General features: G+C 43.0%; 17 protein-coding genes. 1 reads left to right on the forward strand and 16 read right to left on the reverse strand.

Features of this window, described 5'->3' with window-relative positions:
• Window positions 1-21 precede the first annotated feature (21 nt).
• From BUB77_RS08255 to BUB77_RS08320, 14 genes are all read right to left on the reverse strand, one after another.
• Window positions 22-585 (reverse strand): hemerythrin domain-containing protein, encoded by a 564-nt coding sequence (locus BUB77_RS08255; RefSeq protein ID WP_073274729.1) that lies wholly within the window; start codon window positions 583-585, stop codon window positions 22-24.
• A 96-nt stretch (window positions 586-681) separates the two neighbouring features.
• Window positions 682-1290, reverse strand: coding sequence for a hypothetical protein (locus tag BUB77_RS08260; protein WP_073274731.1), 609 nt, complete (start codon window positions 1288-1290; stop codon window positions 682-684).
• 133 nt (window positions 1291-1423) lie between these two features.
• Complete coding sequence (gene hcp, locus BUB77_RS08265) at window positions 1424-3286, reverse strand: hydroxylamine reductase (protein WP_073274733.1); 1863 nt, start codon at window positions 3284-3286, stop codon at window positions 1424-1426.
• Window positions 3287-3427: 141 nt separating this feature from the next.
• Window positions 3428-4912, reverse strand: a complete 1485-nt coding sequence (locus tag BUB77_RS08270; RefSeq protein WP_073274735.1) for a GGDEF domain-containing protein — start codon at window positions 4910-4912, stop codon at window positions 3428-3430.
• 241 nt (window positions 4913-5153) lie between these two features.
• On the reverse strand, window positions 5154-7187 hold the full coding sequence (locus BUB77_RS08275) for an LTA synthase family protein (RefSeq protein WP_073274737.1): 2034 nt from the start codon (window positions 7185-7187) through the stop codon (window positions 5154-5156).
• Between the two features lie 136 nt (window positions 7188-7323).
• Complete coding sequence (locus tag BUB77_RS08280; protein WP_073274739.1) at window positions 7324-7998, reverse strand: flavodoxin family protein; 675 nt, start codon at window positions 7996-7998, stop codon at window positions 7324-7326.
• On the reverse strand, window positions 7995-8609 hold the full coding sequence (locus BUB77_RS08285; RefSeq protein ID WP_073274741.1) for a TetR/AcrR family transcriptional regulator: 615 nt from the start codon (window positions 8607-8609) through the stop codon (window positions 7995-7997). The genes BUB77_RS08280 and BUB77_RS08285 overlap by 4 nt, the downstream gene beginning before the upstream one ends.
• A gap of 512 nt (window positions 8610-9121) precedes the next feature.
• Window positions 9122-10984 (reverse strand): M56 family metallopeptidase, encoded by a 1863-nt coding sequence (locus BUB77_RS08290; protein WP_073274742.1) that lies wholly within the window; start codon window positions 10982-10984, stop codon window positions 9122-9124.
• Entirely contained in the window at window positions 10977-11363 is a 387-nt protein-coding gene (locus BUB77_RS08295; RefSeq protein ID WP_073274744.1) for a BlaI/MecI/CopY family transcriptional regulator, read from the reverse strand. Before BUB77_RS08295 ends, BUB77_RS08290 begins: the two co-directional genes overlap by 8 nt.
• 522 nt (window positions 11364-11885) lie before the next feature.
• Window positions 11886-12527 carry a response regulator transcription factor gene (locus BUB77_RS08300; RefSeq protein ID WP_073274746.1) on the reverse strand — a complete coding sequence of 214 codons (642 nt, stop codon included), beginning with the start codon at window positions 12525-12527 and terminating at the stop codon, window positions 11886-11888.
• The gene (locus BUB77_RS08305; RefSeq protein WP_073274748.1) at window positions 12520-13731 is read right to left on the reverse strand and encodes a sensor histidine kinase; all 1212 of its coding nucleotides are present in this window, start codon (window positions 13729-13731) and stop codon (window positions 12520-12522) included. Before BUB77_RS08305 ends, BUB77_RS08300 begins: the two co-directional genes overlap by 8 nt.
• A complete protein-coding gene (locus tag BUB77_RS08310; protein ID WP_073274750.1) occupies window positions 13728-14981 on the reverse strand; it encodes an ABC transporter permease in 1254 nt (417 codons plus the stop codon). The genes BUB77_RS08305 and BUB77_RS08310 overlap by 4 nt, the downstream gene beginning before the upstream one ends.
• The gene (locus tag BUB77_RS08315; RefSeq protein WP_073274752.1) at window positions 14978-16093 is read right to left on the reverse strand and encodes an ABC transporter permease; all 1116 of its coding nucleotides are present in this window, start codon (window positions 16091-16093) and stop codon (window positions 14978-14980) included. Before BUB77_RS08315 ends, BUB77_RS08310 begins: the two co-directional genes overlap by 4 nt.
• 3 nt (window positions 16094-16096) lie before the next feature.
• The gene (locus BUB77_RS08320) at window positions 16097-16867 is read right to left on the reverse strand and encodes an ABC transporter ATP-binding protein (RefSeq protein WP_073274754.1); all 771 of its coding nucleotides are present in this window, start codon (window positions 16865-16867) and stop codon (window positions 16097-16099) included.
• 268 nt (window positions 16868-17135) lie between these two features.
• Between BUB77_RS08320 and BUB77_RS08325 the strand changes: the two genes are divergently transcribed.
• Window positions 17136-18182 carry a hypothetical protein gene (locus tag BUB77_RS08325; RefSeq protein ID WP_073274755.1) on the forward strand — a complete coding sequence of 349 codons (1047 nt, stop codon included), beginning with the start codon at window positions 17136-17138 and terminating at the stop codon, window positions 18180-18182.
• A 184-nt stretch (window positions 18183-18366) separates the two neighbouring features.
• Here the strand turns inward: BUB77_RS08325 and BUB77_RS08330 are convergent, their stop codons facing one another.
• Both BUB77_RS08330 and BUB77_RS08335 read right to left on the reverse strand, forming a co-directional pair.
• Complete coding sequence (locus BUB77_RS08330) at window positions 18367-19218, reverse strand: DUF6179 domain-containing protein (RefSeq protein WP_073274757.1); 852 nt, start codon at window positions 19216-19218, stop codon at window positions 18367-18369.
• A gap of 11 nt (window positions 19219-19229) precedes the next feature.
• On the reverse strand, window positions 19230-19772 hold the full coding sequence (locus BUB77_RS08335) for a DUF6323 family protein (protein ID WP_073274759.1): 543 nt from the start codon (window positions 19770-19772) through the stop codon (window positions 19230-19232).
• Window positions 19773-20031 lie beyond the last annotated feature (259 nt).

A 20031-nucleotide genomic window follows, 5' to 3' on the forward strand; every position in this document is an offset into this window, starting at 1 on the left:
ACAAAACAGAAATTGCTCTTATCAGATGCTGCTGTATTTACTTACAAGTTCTTCCAGCAGTCCAAGACAGTATTTTTGCACTCCTTCGCCCTCTGCCTGCTCTTCAAAGGCTCTTACTCTTTCATCAACAGATGCAAGTATTTCCGGGCTCAGGCTTTTCTCTGCATAAGGATAGACTACTTCGTTTTCTTTACCGATATGTCTTTTTAGCAGATTGGCATAACCGGAAGCGCCTGCAATAATACCAAGCTTATGAATGGTTTTGGGCTCCTCCCTGTAAAGCTTCGTGGCTTCCTCCAAATCGGATATATGCAGACGTCCCAGGTCATGTTCCACCAGCATTCCATGCTGAATCAGGTTGGTCCCTATTTTGCCCAGGTGCTGGGTCATTTCCGCAAATAAAACCTGCTCTTCCTTGCCATGATGATGCTTGTCCGCATAGTTTCTGGCAAAGTATATCATCTTTTCGAAATCTTCCGTATTGACTTCTCCGCCTTCTATCATACGGCAGCAGGCATTTTCCACCGCACCGATAAATTTAAGGATATTATCATGTTCCATCACCATTAATTCTACGCTGTACATAAGCATACCTCCCTGACCTGTTTTTCAGTTTATCCTTCAGCACTTTATTGATATTGACTTATTGTTATGATGCCAGGCTGCCGACGGTCCCCGCCCTTATTGCATTACAAGCTCATAAATATTGCCTTCCTCTGCATGGAAGGAAAGCCTGGTGGAGCTTAACATTCCTTCTATTATTGCCCTTCTGAGCTCATAATAAACCTCTGAGGTCTCTCCCAGCTGCTCCCAGTAACTGCTGTGAACACAGGCAGTCTGCTGCCATCTGGTAATAAGCTCGCTCTGCTCCAGTACTTCATTTACTCTGTCACAGGGCATGCCGTCAATCAGGCTGTCGCAGATAGCCTGAAAGGCTTCCTCTGTGTCCGCATTTTCCGGTACGCCATGCTTTTTTCCAAATTCAAAGGCTATCCGGATAAGCTCTTTCTTTCGTTCCGGCTCTGCTTTCAGCAGCTCGGTAACTGCCAGGCTTAATCTTCCTTCTGTAACGGAGATTCTGCTCTGAAGCCATCCATGTATATTTGCACCATCTATAATATCCTCCAGAGGCTTGTTTTCAATGGTCCCACATGCTTCTGAAAGCTTTTCTTCTAATTTACTGTCCCAGTTGTTTTCACTGGAAGCTTTTATCATATCCTGTATTAATTCTTCCTGTAATGTAATCTTATGAAATACCCAGTAATGAATGGGTCCTAAAAATGCACTCATATGGTTCTCCTTTAGCATGGATTACCGGAACTGCTGCAATATTTATCGGATGAGAAAGCAGCAGTTCCGGAATTACCATGACATTTTGGCTGGTAATAACTCTATATTAAAAGGGGGAGGGTATAGGAAATTGTTACTTTGTCAACTGGCTGTTTAACTTAGCCAGAACCTCATTTACATCTATGCCGTGAACTGCACAGGCATCCTCTAAGGATTCCATCTGGGAGGAAGGGCAGCCTAAGCAGTGCATGCCAATCTCTAACAGGGCAGGAGCAAGGTCCTCGTCAATACGGAGAATGTCACCAATCAGCATATCCTTTGTGATGATACCTTCTTCCGCAGCAGCGGCAGCCTCATCTTCCTTGCCAAAGAAAAGCTCCATGTCGTCTTCCACTGTTCCGATTCCTGCAATGCCAAAGTTCTCTACTAAAACCTTTGCTACATTGGGTGAAAGGAAAGCAGGAAGTGTGGGTCCTAAATGGATGTTCTTTACACCCAGGTATAACAGGGCTAATAATACGATAACAGCCTTCTGCTCATACCATGCAATGTTGTAGATGATGGGCAGGTCATTAATATCCTCTAAGCCAAATACTTCCTTCAGCTTTAATGCAATAACCGCAAGGGAATAGGAGTCGTTGCACTGTCCTGCATCCAGTACTCTCGGAATTCCGCCGATGTCACCCAGTTCAAGCTTGTTGTATTTATACTTTGCACAGCCTGCTGTTAAGATTACGGCATCCTTAGGAAGTGCCTTTGCAAAGTCTGTGTAATAGTTTCTGGATTTTGCTCTTCCGTCACAGCCTGCCATTACGACAAATTTCTTAATAGCTCCTGATTTCACAGCACCGACTACCGTATCGGCAAGGGCTAATACCTGATTGTGGGCAAAGCCTCCGACGATTTCACCGGTCTCAATTTCTGTGGGCGCAGCACATTTCTTAGCATGCTCAATAATTTCAGAAAAATCCTTCTCTTCTCCGATTTCACCGGGGATGTGCCTGCAGCCGGGGAAGCCTGCAGCTCCAGTGGTATAAAGTCTGTCTTTATAGCTGTCCTTAGGCGGAACGATACAGTTGGTGGTCATTAAGATAGGTCCGTTGAAGCTTTCAAATTCTTCCTTCTGCTTCCACCATGCATTACCGTAGTTGCCTACGAAATGGGAGTATTTCTTAAAAGCAGGGTAATAATGGGCAGGCAGCATTTCCGAATGGGTATATACATCTACGCCGGTTCCCTCTGTCTGCTTAAGAAGCATTTCCATATCACGTAAATCATGTCCAGAAATAAGGATTCCGGGACGGTTTCCTACGCCGATATTAACCTTTGTAATTTCCGGATTGCCATAGGCTGTGGTATTGGCCTTGTCAAGAAGGGCCATTCCGTTTACGCCGTATTTACCGGTTTCCAGAGTAAGTGCAACAAGCTCATCTGCACCAAGACTGTCATCCAGGGTCTTTGCCAGTGCTTTCTGTAAGAAAGCATCCACTTCCTCATCATCGTTCAGAAGTGCATTGGCATGCTTGCCATAAGCGGAAAGTCCTTTTAATCCATAAGTGATAAGTTCTCTAAGAGATCTGATATCTTCATTTTCGGTAGAAAGAACGCCTACTGTAGCTGCCTTTGCAGCAAATTCCTTTCTGTCTGCTTCCCAAAGGGCTGCTTCGTTCAGATTATTTTTATTGCCTAACTGTCCTGCCAGTTCCTTCTTGGCCTCTATTGTTGTAATAATACGGGAAACAACCGCTTCCTCGTCAAAATTTGCATTGGTTATGGTGGTAAACAGGTTCAAGGTTATCAGGTGGTTGATTTCAGGGCTGACTTTCTTTCCTTCTTCACGAAGCCTTGTAGTGATTTCAGAAATCCCCTTGGTCACATAAACCAATAAATCCTGCATGGCAGCTACTTCCGGACTCTTGCCGCATACCCCTGATTGCGTACATCCGCTGCAGCCTGCTGTTTCCTGACATTGATAACAGAACATCTTGTTCTCCATTCTAATATCCTCCTGTGATTTTAATTGCGCCTGTCATTATTTGGTACCGCGCCTTGATGTTTATATCTTATCAGCTGGAAATAAAAAAGTCCGTAACATATGTTACAGACCGAAAATTTTTTTGAAATTTTTTAATTTTTTTTATACGGAGCAGCTTTCGCTTTCCTGTATGAGCTTTATGCCAAAGTTATTTTTTCCGTTATTCTTTACCTGATATAATACGCCGTCTGCGATATCAAAAAGGTCCTCCAGCCTGTCCGTTTCTTTGGGAATGCAGCAGCATATTCCCAAGGATATGGTAAGCTCGCCGTTAATGGGGGCTGCTTTATTGGGTATATGGCTTTTCGCAATGCTTTTGATAATTTTCCTGGCAACCTTATCTGCCACCTCATAATTTCCGTTTGGTATAATCAATACAAACTCATCACCGCCATAGCGGTAAATATCTCCGTAGCCATCCAGGCAGTTGTCCAGAATATTTCCTACCTGCTTTAAGGCGGTATCCCCTCTCAGGTGGCCGCAGGTATCATTTAATTCCTTGAAATGATCCAGGTCCAATATCCCTACTACCAGCATTGTTCCTGTTTTATAAGCCAGTTCCACCTTTTTAGGCCCATGCATCTGCATGGCATAACGGTTCTTGAGTCCTGTTACATCATCACTCTCCAGCCTGAGCTTTGCCGCTTTTACATCATCCTCTGCCTGCTGCAGCTCCAGCTTGGCATTTAATGCCATGATTTTATCCTGATTGATATATTTCTTTAAAGCCATATAAAGCTGTGTATGGCGGATGCACATTCTTTTATGCTCTTCCATCATGCCTCTGGTGGAATAATAATCCAGCCAGAATTCAACGGCCTGCAGCATTACAGTCGGTGATTTTACTTCTCTGGAAAGCTGGTCAAACTCCTCAATTGTCTCTCTCCATAAATCAAATTCCCCAATTGCTTTCAAAATATCGATAAAGCTTATGATATCCTGCATATAGTCATTTAGCGGTGCAAGCTTCAGCCTGACGTATTCCATCATAGTATGAAGGTTTTCCCTTACATACCCTTCCTCGTCTTTTGCAAGATAAATCTTTGAGAGGCCGCACATAATAGTAAAGCTGTAGGTATTGTCACCGGTACTTTCCACTAATTCCATTGCTGCTTTCAGGTTCTCTTCCGCTTCTTCCAATCTGCCGAACCTCAAATAGGCAACACCCAGATTCAGCTTATTGACAATCAGCCATTTTTCATACAAATCAGAGAGGTCATTTCCGTTTTCCGTTAAATCCGCCAGGCCCTTTAAAAAGAAGTCAATGGCCTTGGCAGTATCACCAAGCTCCAAATATCTGGTACCGATATTGCAATAGAAAAGGTGGGCCAAGCCCTTTACCTGGTGTTTGCGGCAATATTCCAAGCCGGCAAGATAACAGTCCACCGCCATTGTCTCATTATCCATGGCAGCGTAAATAACCCCCTGGAGATTCTGGCATCTGGCACTTTTAAAATACTCACCTAATTCCTCATAACCGCATAATGCTTCCATACAGCTTTTGATGGCCTCATCCAAATGGTGTGACTCCAGCTCCTCCAGGCTTCTGTAAAATATCCTGTCAACCTCTCCTATTGTACCTATCATAGTGACCTCTTTCTAAGAATTCAACATACATGAATCACAGGCTTATTCTTTACCCAATTACATCATTAAATAATTATAAGTATTCTTCTAGAAACTTACAACACTTTTTTGATAATTCTGTAATTTATTGGCTTATAGGGCAATATATAAAGTATTCTCAGCTAATTAATACTAATAAAAAAGAGCTTCAGCCTATGGTTATTAGCCATAAAGCGAAAGCTCCCTTGCCCGCCTTATCTATTTATTTATCATTTTTTACAGACTGATACTGAAAGGCTTTGCTCTTTCCAAGGACTGACTTTTTGCCTGCAAGCTGTTCAACCAATATCTGTTTACCCTCCAGATTACTATCGGGTATCCTTAATGCGGTATCACTAAGAAATTCTGTCTTACAGCGCTTTCCGCCCGCAATTACCATGCTGCATTCCGTAAAACCGCTTCCGGTAATAAGAAGGCTGTCTCCCTCCTTTGTAACCTTCTGGATTTCCGGCTGGTAAATGCCCATTGCCATATCCTTTTTCCCGTTGGGGTCCTTCTTATCAAATACGTACTTTTTGCCGTACAGCATATCATATTGCAAGAGTTTTAGTTCTTCTTTGTAATTTTCATCCTCAAAACACCTTTGATGGAACTTTGTCAGTATTCCGTCCTCCATCCCAAACCGGTTGAACACATAGGCACTTAGCTGGTATGCCGGGAGGTCGTACCTGGTCTTTTCCATGGGGAAATTACTCCAGATAACATACTCGGTGGAATGTCTGTCATTTGTTATATCCTTCTGCTCTAAGGATAACGGCGGCAGATGGTCTCCATAGAATACCACTACCGTAGGCTCCTTGTATTTTGACAGGCTTTCCGTCAGGGCACCTACAAACTGGTCCGTTTCCTTCAACTGGTTCACATAGTACTCCATACTGCTGACGTAATCCGAAAGTGATTTATACAGCTCATCAGGGTACTGGATATTCTGGGATGCCGGGCTTACCTTAATTCCCCTCCCGTCCTCGCTGCCGGCGGGATAAATCCCATGGGACTGTACGGTAATGGTATAAATATAATCTCTTTCCGCATCTGAATTTAATGCCTTCAGAATCTCACCTGTCAAAACGTTATCCTTTGCCCAGCCGATTTTATTATAGGACAGGCCGTTCATATATTCGCAGGAATCAAAATAATCAAACCCCAGCCTTGGAAATACGTCGTTCCGGTTATAAAAGGTTGCCGTATTGTTATGGATTACATAGCTGTGGTATCCGTCCCTGCCAAGATTGAAAGGAACGCTTTCACAGGTTTTTGAACGTAAGACCGTTCTGTAGGGATATTCTCCCGTTCCAAAGAACTGCATGCTCATTCCTGTTATTATCTCAAATTCCGTATTCACTGTTCCGGCTCCGTAAACAGGTACCTTTAAAAAACCAGAGGGGCAATTCTCTTTTAGTCTGGTAAAATTCGGAATTGGATTTTCCGAAAAGGTATAATTTTTAAAGTAATTCACATCAAAAAAAGATTCAAGCTGGACCATTATAATATTGGGCTTTTCCACCTCAGCCTTCTTTCCTGTGTAAAGCTTATCCGGCTCCCCTTCGACATGCTTTAGGACCTCTTCCATTCTCTTTGCAGAATAATCCTTCGGCTTATCGATTCCCCTCTCAAAAATACTGTTGGAAAAACAATAGGCAAAGCCGTATTCCAAATAGGCATCCCGCAGATTGTCAAAGTTCTTTTGCAGTATATTGTCCCTGGTCGCCGCAAAGAACAGGAAGGCAAATAGAAATGAGGAAAATGCCAAAAGGGAAAGAGGTGCAATAATCAGCCGCTTTGATACCTTAAGCCTTCTCCACAGTAAAATCAGGAAGGCAATGACCGCCAGCACTAAGATTCCTATAAAAATAAGACCGATTGTATTCATATACATAGGCAGGGACCTGATTACTTCCTTCACCTGGTAAAAATCCATAGCCGAGACAGGGGTCAGCCTAAAGCACTGAACCACCCGGTTCACAATGCCTAATATCAGCCAGGCTCCCGTAATTAACAAATAGAAGAACCTTCTTCTTGCTGTTAATAAAGTAACCGATAATGTTATCAGTATAACGGAAAAATTCAGAAAGAATAACAGCGGCTCCTGCCACAAAAATAAAAGTGCCTGATAAAGTGATTTACGGCTTAAGCTCTCAATCACTGCCGTCAGCAATAATGCGGTTAATACCGTTCCTGCCACAGGATATATAATATTTTGATAAATCTTTTTGTCAGCTTGACCAATGTTCTTCATAGTGCCTTTTCCCTGTTCTATATTTCTGTCATAGTTTTAAGAGCTTATCTGCCGATTCGCTAATAAAACTGTCTAGCAAATTATACTTCTTATGAACATTTTGTCAAGTCTTTCACATAGAAAAAGTTGGTATTTTTCAACTTATCCAGCCATTGTCCTTCCAATGGGCGGTCTCAATCTCATTCCAGGCCATGTTCTTATGCATCAGAGCCATCATTTTAAATAATGCCCTGGTCTTAAAACCGGGCTTTACCCTCCCATAGCTGCGATTAATTTTATTTGCCAGCTTCCTGATTTTTTTCTTAAGCTTTCCCATGGGCTTTTCTGAAACTTCTTCCCAATCGGCAGCGTTTAGTGCAAAAGCAAGGCGAAAGGTCCTGCCGACGGACCACCAGGACATCTGGCTGCAGATTGCTTTTGCCGTTTTTCCTGCTCCCATGCCCGCTGCCGTGGCAATACCCACACCAATCTTTTTTCTCATATCAAAGGGGCGGTGGCTCATCCACCGGTAGCCCAAATGGTCACAGAAATTCTTCAGCTGGCCGGACATCCCCATGCAGTAATTGGGGGAATCCATTATGATGACATCGGCCTCCTCCATTGCTTTTATAATCGACAGCATACCATTCCTATGGGGGCATAGGTTTTCGTCTTTGTAAATACACTGGGCACAGCCTACACAAAGCCCAATGCCATTAACATAGAATTCCGATATATCCTCCTTTTTACACTCCAGCTGCTCTAACAGCATATGCGTAAGCCGGTAGGTATTACCCTTATGAGTCTGACCATGTATTACACTAATTTTCATAATCCGTACACCTCCATAAACTGCTCTGTAAGTCCTTCCACTTTACGTAATGCTTCCTCCATGGTTACCATTCCATAATCGTACTCCTGAAGAATCAGAAACACCGGTGAATAAAACTGATAGGCCATAGCCGCCGCTTTCTCCGAAAGCTCTCCCTCTGCGGTTTTCCTGCCTGCTTTGGATGCTGCAAGGAGCTTATGAAAGATAAAGGTATTCAGCCTTATGGGCTCTGTTATGAAGCTTCCGGTATATAAGCTGCCAATCTTGGCATTACCGGGGGCACTGATCATAAATAGCTTTCTGCATTTTGAGATGTATTCATCCATGGCAAAGGTCTGGAATGTCGCCTTCATCATTCCAATCAGCATCTCCTTTGACAGCTCTGCAAATGCGCCGGGATCTCCGGAGGGCGGCGCAAATATTGATTCTGTCTTTTCCATGTAATGTACCACTATGGTCTCAAAGATATCCTCCTTGCTCTTATAGTGCTTATAAATTGAGCTTTCCTTTATGCCCACGGCTCTTGCAATATCCCTGATGGATACACCGGAATATCCTTTTATACAAAGCAGGTTAAGAGCTTCTGCTTCAATGCTTTCTTTTGTGGTCATATTTTCCTCCAATAGTCTGGGACTTCAGTGATTATAGTATAGCTAACAAACGTTAGCTGGTCAATACTAAAATTATGGGGGATTTGAGATTTGTAGGATAAACGGTTAGGTTTTCAAAGGGGGACGGCAGTTTGTACCAAATAGAGGGATGAATGCTTCGATTACAATGTATAAGAAGTCCTAATTTCTCTGAAGCTTTTGTGCTGGACATATCCTCAAACAGATAACTCGAGGGCTCAGACAATCTGTTTGAGGATATAGCACAAAAGCTTCAGAGAAAAGGACTTCTAATACATTTCCATAGGCGCATTCATCCCTCTATTTGGTGCAAACTGCCTGTTTTAGATTGAAACTGGGCATTTGACGGGCGGTCTTATAGGTGAAGAGCTGAATGAAGCTTCAAAACCGTATGAAGAACTTAGGCGGCAGGCTTAAAAGCTTTTAGTGGCTAATAGCGTTATAATGATACTCTGCTCCGTTTGAAGAAGGATTTGTTACCGCGGCGGTTCATATTATTTTATGTTTTCCGTTGGTGTCAGCGGGCTATTTTTTATGATTTTCTCTACTTCTTCATATCCGGCAGGAAAGGCAAAATTATAGCGGGCAGGCAGAGCGAAGACATATTTGGAATTGCTTCCAAGCTTGCTTGGTCCTACGGGAGCTGCACTTACGGCAAGCTCTTCCTTTTCTATCAGCTTCCACTGTTTCTTTGTAAATATCATAATGGGGATATCCTGATAAGGATTTTTCTTTGTCCATTTGGGATTGCGCAGTAGAAGTACCGCTCCCTTCTGTGTTACTTTGCCTGATTGTTTTCCGCTAAGGGGTTTTCCCTCCCAGGTATCTTTTATAATGGTATAGCCCTTCCAATCGGAGGGTAGGGTGAAATTGAATCCATAGTCCTTATTACTGTATGTCAGGGTGCTTTTAGCGGAAGCTCCTGTGTTTTTGGGAGCTACCGGCTTGGGTGTTTTTGTACTGTTAGTATTGTCGGATTTTTTATTTGGTGTGGTGGTTTCGGATTTCGAGCTTTTTGCTGTGGCAGCGGCCTTTGCTTTTGGGCTTTTAGCTGTATTTTCGGAGGCACTTGCCTGGATTGTGTTTCCGGATGTTACATTTTCAGTTGCACTACTTCCATTTCCAACCTGGACAGCTGCATTTTTACCGCTGCTTTTTTCGGAAGCACTGACGGCTTTTGTATACTGCTTCGTATCTCCCTGGCTGCCGGCTGCACTCTTTGAATTGCTGCTTACAGAACTGCCGGTATTCTGTCCGTCAGCAGCTAAGACGGTATTTTCCCCACCGTCCATGGTATAGGCGCCCAGCCAAAAGGCCGCAATGCATAAGGCTGCTGTTACAATTGCAGATAATATTTTTATTTTCTTTGATTTTCGCTTAGACATCATTATTGATTTAATCCTTTCTTTCATACTCTTTTTATCCTCAGACAGGGTCAAAGAAAGCATCGGAGAATTTTTCTTTCTGTTTTCTGATATGGCATTTAAAAGTACATGTCCATATAGAAGCTTCTCTTCCTTGCTAAGGTCCCTTGCTACCGCCTCATCACAGGATATTTCACACTGTTTGCTGATCTGGCGGTTCATAATTAATATGACCGGGTTGAACCAGTGAATACCGGACACCAGGCCGCAGCACCATTTATACCAGATATCATGGCGTTTATAATGCATCAGCTCATGGCGCAGTACATAGTAAAGGCTGGTATCATCCCAATCTAAAGTAATATCCGTAAGGTAAACAGAGGGTTTTATAAGGCCAAGCAGCATGGGTGATGCAATCTGGCTATTCAGCTTTAGCTGCGGTACTCTGGTAATTCCAAGTTCCAGGGCGGCACTCTTATAAATTTGTACTGTCCGCTTATCAGAAACAGGCTCCGAGCTGTTCTTCATGAATGCCAGAAAACGCAAATACCTTATCAGCCTTAAAATGAACAGAATTGCCATCCCTGCCAGCCACAAGTAAGCGCCGATTTGAAATCCGTCCAAAGCTTCCTTATACCCTTTGGGACTTACAGCGTGCAAAACTGTATTGTCCGTGGAATTCTCCGCAGAATTTTCCGCGGAATTTTCCGCTATACTCTGTATGCTGCTGTCTTCCGTATGTATATTATTTCCTTGTGTATCAGTCCCCACTTCAGAACTGCTTTGAACAGCCGCCGGCTGAAATAAACTGTCTATGATTCCAAATTCCGGTGAATAAGGAAGAACAAGCCTTATCAGCACAATAATCCAGATGTAATACTGCCACGCCTTTGAAAACCTTTCCTTTAATATAGGTTTCAGCAGCAGGATTAACAGGATCAGCAGGGAACCGGACAAGGACATGGATAAGATTTCTTTGAACAAATCACTCATGCTTTTCCCCTTCCAATTTTAATATATCCCTAAGTTCCTCCATATCCGCATCCGTTAAATCATAATTTTCCACCAGGGAAGTCACCAGCCGTGTGGCACTTCCGCCGTAAAGGCGTTCCACAACATTTTTTATCTGCTCGTCACAGTACTCTTTTTCAGATATTGCCGGCTGATAACATAGTACCTTTAACTTGTGGGCTGATACTGCCCCTTTTTCTGTCAGCCTTTTTAAAAGAGTACGAACCGTGGAACGGTCCCAGCCAAATTCCTTTGAGAGCTCCTGATAGATATCTCCTGTAGAAACCGGTGCACCGGTACGCCATAAAATCTTCATTACCTCAAATTCAGCCTGGGAAATACGGCTTGCATTTTGATTCACTTAACCACTCCTTTCATGGGTCACGTTTGTCACCACTTCTTTATGTTACAACTGTCACCACATTTTGTCAAGACATTTAGAACAGTTTTTCACAAGGGGACGGCAATTTGTACAAAGCAGAAAGACTCATGCTTCCATTCCAAGGTATAAGAAGTCCTAATTCTCTGAAGATTTTGCGCTGGACATATTAACAAACAGATAACTCGCTACACTCAAACAATCTGTTTGTTAATATAGCGCAAAATCTTCAGTGAAAAGGACTTCTAATACCTTTCCATAGTCGCATTCGTTCTTTCTGCTTTGTACAAATTACCTGTATACATATTGAAACGAGGCTTTTGTAGCTTGAAATAACATTAACTTATGATACCCGGATTAACAAATAAGAAAGCCATGAAGGGCTGCCCTATGTAATAGCTGCCATTCATGACTTTCTTATGCTGATATTTGAGTGTTACTGCCATTCATGGCTTTGATAACAGGTCCTGCGGCTTTATACGGTCGGTAATATATATATAATCTTTATCCGCGTTTTCCCGTCAGATAGTACACTGCCAGCTGGGTTCTGTGGGATATTCCTTCCTTCTCCAGGATATTGCTGATATAATTTTTTACAGTGCCTTCGGACAGGAACAGCTTTTCTGCGATTTCCTTGTTGGATAAGCCCTCTGAAACGGCCCTTATAATTTCCATTTCCCTGTCCGTATATAACTCCCTGGGAAAGCCTTTTGCTCCCATTATGCTGTTGTCTGCCTGGGTAAGCCTTGTAAGAATACTTTCCTCCATGACTCCGGCACCGTTATGGATGGACTTTATCATTTGCTTTAACTGGTCCGGCGTATGGTTTTTGATCAGGTAACCCTTGGCGCCGTTCTTCATAGCCTCTCTTACCAGGTCATAGTCATCAAAGGTTGTGAGAATCAGTACCTTTGCAAGATTCTCCTTTACAATAATCCCGGTTGCTTCAATTCCGTCCATAACCGGCATCTGAATATCCATAAGGACGACGTCGGTAGGATTTCTTCTGGCTGCTTCCACCGCTTCTCTGCCGTCTGCCGCACAGCCCGTAACCAGAAATTCCTCATCTACGCTTAAAATTATTCTCATGCCATCCCGCACAAAATCACTGTCATCCGCTATAATTACCCGTATCCTGTCAGCCATGTTCCCCTCCTTTTTGAGCGCCTTCTATGGGCAGCAGCATATTAATAACAAAGCCGTTATCCCCTGCAAAGCTGATAAAGCCCTTTGCCTCCCTGACACGCCTTCTCATTCCGTCCAGTCCCATGCCCTCCTTGATCTGCGCACAGCCCCTGCCGTTATCCGATACCGTACAGCGGACCATGCGGTTCATGACAAATATCTCTATGGAAATTTTGGTGCAGAAGGAGTATTTTAAGGCATTGGAGACGGCCTCAAAGCAATTATCCAGAATGATTTCCCAGTACTTTCCGCTGATATCTTCCCCTTCTCCCGTTAAGGAAAAATCTGCTTCTATTCCGTATTTTTTTCTGCAATCCTCACAGAGGCTGTTGAGCTGGATAGAGGCAAGCTGCTTCTTTCCCGGCCGTTCCTGCCGCAAAAGCCCCCGAATCTCATCCATACTGGACCTTAAGCTGTCAATGACCGCCTGCAGCATCTCCCTGCTTCCTTCCCTGTCCTTCTCCATGATTACCTTGACTGCCTCTAACTGGTATACGGAACCGTTTATACTGTGTCCCAGTTTGTCATGAAGTGCCTGGGCCAGCCACGCCCTCTCCTCCAGTACCTTATTCTCAAAATACAGGCGGTTTCTGTCCACTTCCTTCCGGTACTCCGTTTCACTCCTCCTCAGGTCCCTTTTAAGGACCTCTTCCTTTTGGGAGTTCATTTCTGTCTTGACCTGCTCCCTTTTGACAATGATATAATGTTGGAAGTACAGTGCCAGGATAAAGGAAGCTACCACAAAATAGGCTGCTTTCCCATCTGTCAGGAAAATACCGAGGTAGGCTGCCGGATAATAGAAAGGCTTCCATCTGAAAATTATTATGATATCCAAAAGCACCATTGGCAGCAGGTAAATATATGCCTTTTCCAATCCCCAGACCAGAATACAGATTGAAATCACCTCAGCCGTCAAAGGCACAGCTGAATTTCCAACTGCCAAGAGAGCCTTGGCGGTATTACTCTTAAGGTCCTCTCTTTTCTCTTCCTTAAATTCCAGCCAAACTACAGACACAAAAAGGAAGGCTGCCACCAGCAGCGCCTGGTAGGAAATTCCACCTTCCCTATTCCCAGTAAATACTGCCGCATAAACCGTAACAGCCATAACCATAATCAGCTTAATAAATACAAAATAGCGCAATTCCAAATGTTCCTGCATCCTCATTCATTCCTGCCATATTTTAAACCAATGGCACCCGTACTCATTATTATTACAAGGTAAGCTGCCGTAATACAAAGTATCATAAAGTATACGGAAGAGTCTTTTACCATCATGCCTTCCGCGGCTATGACAGTCCACCTCTGAGGCATCAGCCTGGAAGTATTTCTCAACATCCTGCTCGCATCGTCCATGGGAAAATACAAGCCGGCCAGCATGGAGCTTATGCACCAGGTCATAAAAGCCAGATAGCTGGCACTCATAACATTGTTTAAGAGAATTCCCGTAACCAGGCTCATAGTGCAGAATATCATCCCCAAAAGCCCTATTAAAAGCAGATAATTCCATGTACTGATTCCAAAATCCGTTTTTACAAATACTGCAATCCCTATTCCCATTATAACAGTTTGTAAAAAGGCTGTCATCAGAGTTATGATTATTTTTGCCAGCATATACGTAACCTCACCGGTTCCGGTCAGTTTAAGCCTGGTATATACCAGATTGTTTTTCTCTTCCACGGCTGTCTGAGCAATGAAGATGCCGGCGTAAAGGAAGGCAATTGTCACTATGGCCACAGAAAACTTGATAGAATATAATTTTATTTTTTGTGCATCATTTAAATCTGATGCCAGCCCATTATTTAGGAAGGTTACTTCCTTTTTTGGCTGAGCATTTTCCAAAGCCTGCAGCTGCTTTAATAAACTCTCTGTATCCTTACCCTTTTCCGGCTTTTGAAAGGCAGCTGCTGTCTGCTCCAAGGATTGATAGAACAGTTCTTCCCTTTCATCCTGTCCTGTCTTATAAAAGGTAATACTGTCTTCTACCCGGCCTTCCAGAAGTTTTTTATCAAAATCCTGATTTAGGCATAAGAAGCTTAAAGCGGCGTCCTTGTCTATATGAAATTCCATGTTATCTGCTATTTTTTCATCCGGTATATTAGCTGCATCCACATGGTAAATCTGATAGATTCCTTCCTGTGCCAGCTGCTTTAAAAAATACCCGGACAGCTCTGTCATGGATTTGTCATACACCAGTATGGGCATTAGTGTATAATCTCTTTCATAGACTACCTTTTCCTCCATATCCTTCAGCTCAATAATATCCTGGAGCTTTTCCTTTGAGCTGGAGATTCCATCCAGCCTGATGTTTAAAAGCATTACGGAAAACACCGGAACCACAAACAGAAAAAAGAGGAACCCTTTATTTCGAAGCAATAGCTTTAGATTCATTATTAAAAGTGTACGAAGAGCATTCATTGATTTTTCCTCCCCCTTCCGTCTGCCAGAAGCAGTCCTCCCACGAAGGCAGTTATACTGATAACAGCAAGATATAAAAGACACCTGGTCCCATAATCACTTCTTCCCATTGTAGAATATTCCACCAGGGTCCTGTTGATATAATACAAAGGCGACAACTCTTTCAGCCTGTCGGAAACTGCCGAATAAAAATATGTTTCAAAGCTTCCTCCAAGAAAACCAGCCACCCATACAAGTGTGAAAATAACTCCGACAGTCACCGCCATATTCCCGAAAAGATAGTATATAAAGATACTAAAGAGTGCAGCTGCTATAACACTGCAGGCCATGACCAGCAAGGTGCCCGGCAGCCTTCCCCACTTTATTCCAAAGAGTAATGTATTCAGTGCCGCACTGGAAAAGGTCAACAGCATGGTAAGTGAAATACAGGGCAGCACCTTGCCAAGGTATAAGGAAAAGCTGGATAAGGGCGATGCCTTGAGTCTTGGCACAATGCGGTTCTTCCTTTCACTGCTGAAAACAGGGGACATAATAATGATACTGCACCAGCTGAAATAGACGATATAAATAATACCGTAATAATCAGTTGAGTCAGGCTTTGGAACTGTATTTAAGGAAACCGTTCGTATGCTGGTTCCGTTTCTGTCTCCATTTCCATTTCCGTTCCCGACACCGGCATCAGCCTGTTTTAAGGACTGCACCACCTGATGGAGGAAATATTCCATAACGCCTGCCTCGGTTTCCATATCCTTCTGCTTATAAATGTGATAGGAACCTTTATTAAATTCCACGAATACGGCTGCTTCCTTTCTCTGAAAAATATCTTCAACCGACTTTAAAGAAGAGGTGCCATCAAGTGAAAATTCACGCAATTCAATCTTATTCTCCTTTGCCGCCTCCTTAATGGAGGCCATGGCCCCCTCCCAGCTGCTTCCCGCTTCTAAACTATAACCTGCCGTAAAAGTATCTGCCGGGGTATAGCTTGTCAGCATTGCTTTGAAAGCACTGGATAAGGAGGCAATTACAAATACAGGTCCTACAAGCATAAGTATGATAACCCACTTATTGCGAAACATTAATTTAAAATTATTCTTTATTAAAGCCCAAGGCATCGCTTATACCCCCTCCGTGTAATCCCGCAGCTTTTTACCGGTTAATGTCAGGAATACTTCTTCCAGCGTAAGTTCCTTTTCCGCATCCGCCGTTACCAGCTGCTTTAACTCCTCCCTGGAGCCCGTTGCAATGACCTTGCCGCTGTCCATTATGGCAATCCTTCTGCATACGGCCTCCACCTCCTCCATATAGTGGCTGGTGTAGATAATGGTGGTCCCAGCCCTGTTGGCCTCTTTGATTTTCTCCAGTATAAAATTTCTGGATTGGGGGTCAATTCCCACTGTGGGCTCATCAAAAATCAGAAGCTCCGGTTTATGCCCCAGCGCACAGGCTATGTTCAGCCTTCTCTTCATTCCTCCCGAAAAGTTTTTGGCAAATACATTCCTTTTATCCGATAAGCCTACAAACTCCAGTGATTCCTCCACTGCCTTTTTTAACTCCGCCCCCTTGATTCCGTAAAGGGAGGTGAACAGCTCCACATTCTCCCATGCCTTTAAATTCTCGTGAATGGCAAGCTCCTGAGGGATATAGCCTATTTTACCAAGGAGCTTCTTCCCCTCCTCCTTCATATCCCTTCCAAAGAGGCAGATACTTCCTGCATTTGGCTTAACCAGCCCGCAAATCATATTCATCGTAGTGGATTTGCCGGCTCCGTTAGGACCAAGAAGGCCAAATATCTCCCCTCTTCCGATCTCTAAGGTCAGGCAATCTACAACTGCCTTGTTACTGTACTTTTTAGTAATTCCATCTGTTTTTAAAACAATGTCATTCATCCTGCCATCCTCCCTGCTTCTCAGCTTTCTGATGGTATCTTACCATGCTATACTGACTTCCGGTAGTGAAAAAAGAAAGAAAGGAATATGACTTTCGTCACATTCCTTAGACTGCAGATAAAGCCAATTATAAAAAAAGCATATAACTATATGTGTATAAATGATCAATACTATATTTTTATCCTTGCTTATGGTATTCTTTAATTAATTTGAATTTGCAATTAGCTTTTGAGAAATAAGGCAAAGAAAATTACGAGAGGTAAAACACATGAGAAAAACGCTTCAGGATGTGGCAAGCTATTTAAAGGAAATTATGGTGCCCGAAACGCACGAAGCATATGCGCTCAATCCTGCCTATACAAATGTTTTAGTTGACGAGAGCATACATGAGGGCGTTCAGGCGTTCAGAGCCTTTTTGGTTCGGCTTTACGATGTTTTATACGCCAAAGGCAATGTCTATGATAATAGCAAAAAAGCTGCCCATGAATATGAAAACCGCACCACTCTTTCGGTGTATTATCCGTTCCTGCACAATGTAAGCACTATACTAATGAATATAGGTTATCATGGAATACCAATTGAAAACGCGCAATCTCTCGCCTGTGGAAATATCGTATTGGGCAGAAAGCTGTCTGTTGCCAAAAACCTTGAATGTCTGCGCTTTCTGGCGGATTGCGGTATTTGCATTGACGGCATTGATATAAATGATAAAAAGCAAAACTTGTCAGACATCAAAACCATAAAGATTACATATCCAGATAACCCCACTATGCTGACAGGCCTGAAGGTCATGGCAATCGCCGAAATAGACCATGGCACCCTCGTCAACCAGGATGTTTTTTTGCGCTGTGATTACAGGGCATTGAAAAAGGATGAAACCGATGTGCTTTCCATCGTGCAGGATACGATAAAGCCTTTGTCCTCAGATGTGCAGGATTTCATTCTGCAGCTGCATCAGCGCTATCTGGATAAAGGACTTACCTGCGTCGTGGAAGTTAAAGGGTTTCATATCTATATAAAGTATTGTTATAAACGGAAGGATTTATGGGGAATTAACGCTTCCCTAGGCAACGGCTATCATATCAATGTGAAACCGGCAAAGACCCACGAGTACACTGACACCCTCAAAACATTTCCTCCCATTTTGCAGGAACTGATTGCAAAGGGATATGGCTGCGGCAGAAAAAGAGAAATCGGTCATTGTGATGGCGGCTGCCGTGGACTTCCCATATCGTTGGATGATTCTGTTCTATATATCCGAGATGATATTGAAACATGGTTTGATCAAGAATTGTCATGCTTGCAAAAGAAATAAACATTTTATTCATTGCGCCTTTTAAGCAGAAGCATGACGAATTCCAAATAGATACATAGATTTACTAAAGGCACGGAAATTCCCGTGCCTTTGGCCTGTATAAATATCGTCACATTCCTTTCTTTTGTCATTGCCTGTTTATGCTGCAAATACCTACAGGGAAGAGTTCCTCCATCGCAGACTGTTAAAATTCCGGCAGGTAAAAGGTAGCAGGCAAGGAATCATGCCTGATGCCGTTTAATATCCTTGTTGCATATTCCCTCCCCAAGTGGCTGAAATACCTCTCCATTTCCCCGTCATCACCAAATACCTTCTGAAACATATCAGTAAGCAGGCTGTTTATCTTTTTTTCTGCTGTTTCTTCGCTGTCGTCTTTGAAAAACTGCTTTACAGCCATTAAATCCCCTTCGGAAAGAAACAGCCTGCCTACCGGCTTCCTGGCTGCAATACATCCTACGACCATCAGCAATACGGCATAGGCTATATTGTCATAATACAGGTTCCTGTAATCAGGCATTACTCTTTCAAGAAGCTGTTCCACCTGTGCAGTATCAAAAGCCTTTAAGAAATCATTTTCTATTTTGATAGCTTGAAGATAATTGTAGATAGCATCCACTCCGCATAACTCGTTTACGGGTCTTAAAGTAGGATAATCCAGGGTAAGAATGTGGTCCTGGGGCTTGAATTTCGGATCATACCACAGGAAAAAGGATGGCATTCCTTCCAGAACCGTATCCCTTAAATTCCTGCAGCCGTAATCCTTAAACTCCTCCAACAGGGCATTATAAAATTCCTTTGTTTTATAAACCTTTGCTGTCACTGCATCAAACCCAAGCTTATAGGCAGTTTCCGCATTGATTTTCTCCTTTGTCCTGATACCAAATTCCTTACCCCTGTCATACTCCTCCATGCAGTAAAGTATGGCTTCCATCAGCATTCTGGCTGTCTCGTAGGTGACTGAGCTGCTGTCACCGGAGGTATATTTATATGTCAGCTTTTCTACCAGAGGCAAAAGCTCTTCCATCTCGTACTCCATTTATCCTCCCGTTAATCCCAAAAAAGTTCTTTCAGTACCGATAAATATAAATCCTTATCCCACCGTACCACATCATCGAACTGGCCGTATTCTCCGTGTCCGCCGGTCTCCTTATATCCATCGTAGCCTGCCCGTACAGCTTCTGCAAATTTTTCAAGACAGGTTCCTGCCAGATATTCCGTATCCCCGGTACATACTTCTTCAAACTGCTCCTTCATAAAAGTAATCAATTCATCATCTGTCAGATTATCCTCGGCTTCATTCTTGAACTGATAGAAGATGTCCTGAAGATCTGTCAATGTCTGAAGGTAATTATCCTGGTTAATATACTGGGAGTCACAAAATTGAAAAATAAGTTTCTGCAAGATGCCATCTCCGAATTCGATCCGCTGGCTGCTCTTAAGGCTGTCATTCCGCATGACAACCAGCTCCTTCGCATCTTCATAGGATAGTGTAAGGCCGAAGCTTTCCGTTTTTTCATTAACTGCCACCAATGACCTGATTTCTTCTTCCTGCTTCTTTAACTGCATCAATTCAAATAAATTGTCCTCCATATAAAAACCTCCTTCCAAGGTAGTATCTCATTATAGGTCAGCTTCCAATCTATTACAAGACTTGAAAATTTCTAGGTTTTGTGGTATTATATAGGTAGTAAGAGACAGGAAGATATGAGAATTCTGTCTCTTTTATTTTTCCATGTTCAATGATTTTTTGAACGTGTTCAGCGATTTTTGAGCAAGCTCAGCAATTTTTCGAACGAGTTCAGCGATTTTTCGAACAAGTTCAGCGATTTTTCGAACGAGTTCAGCGATT

This window comes from Anaerocolumna jejuensis DSM 15929, from assembly GCF_900142215.1.
Taxonomy (GTDB): Bacteria; Bacillota; Clostridia; order Lachnospirales; family Lachnospiraceae; genus Anaerocolumna; species Anaerocolumna jejuensis.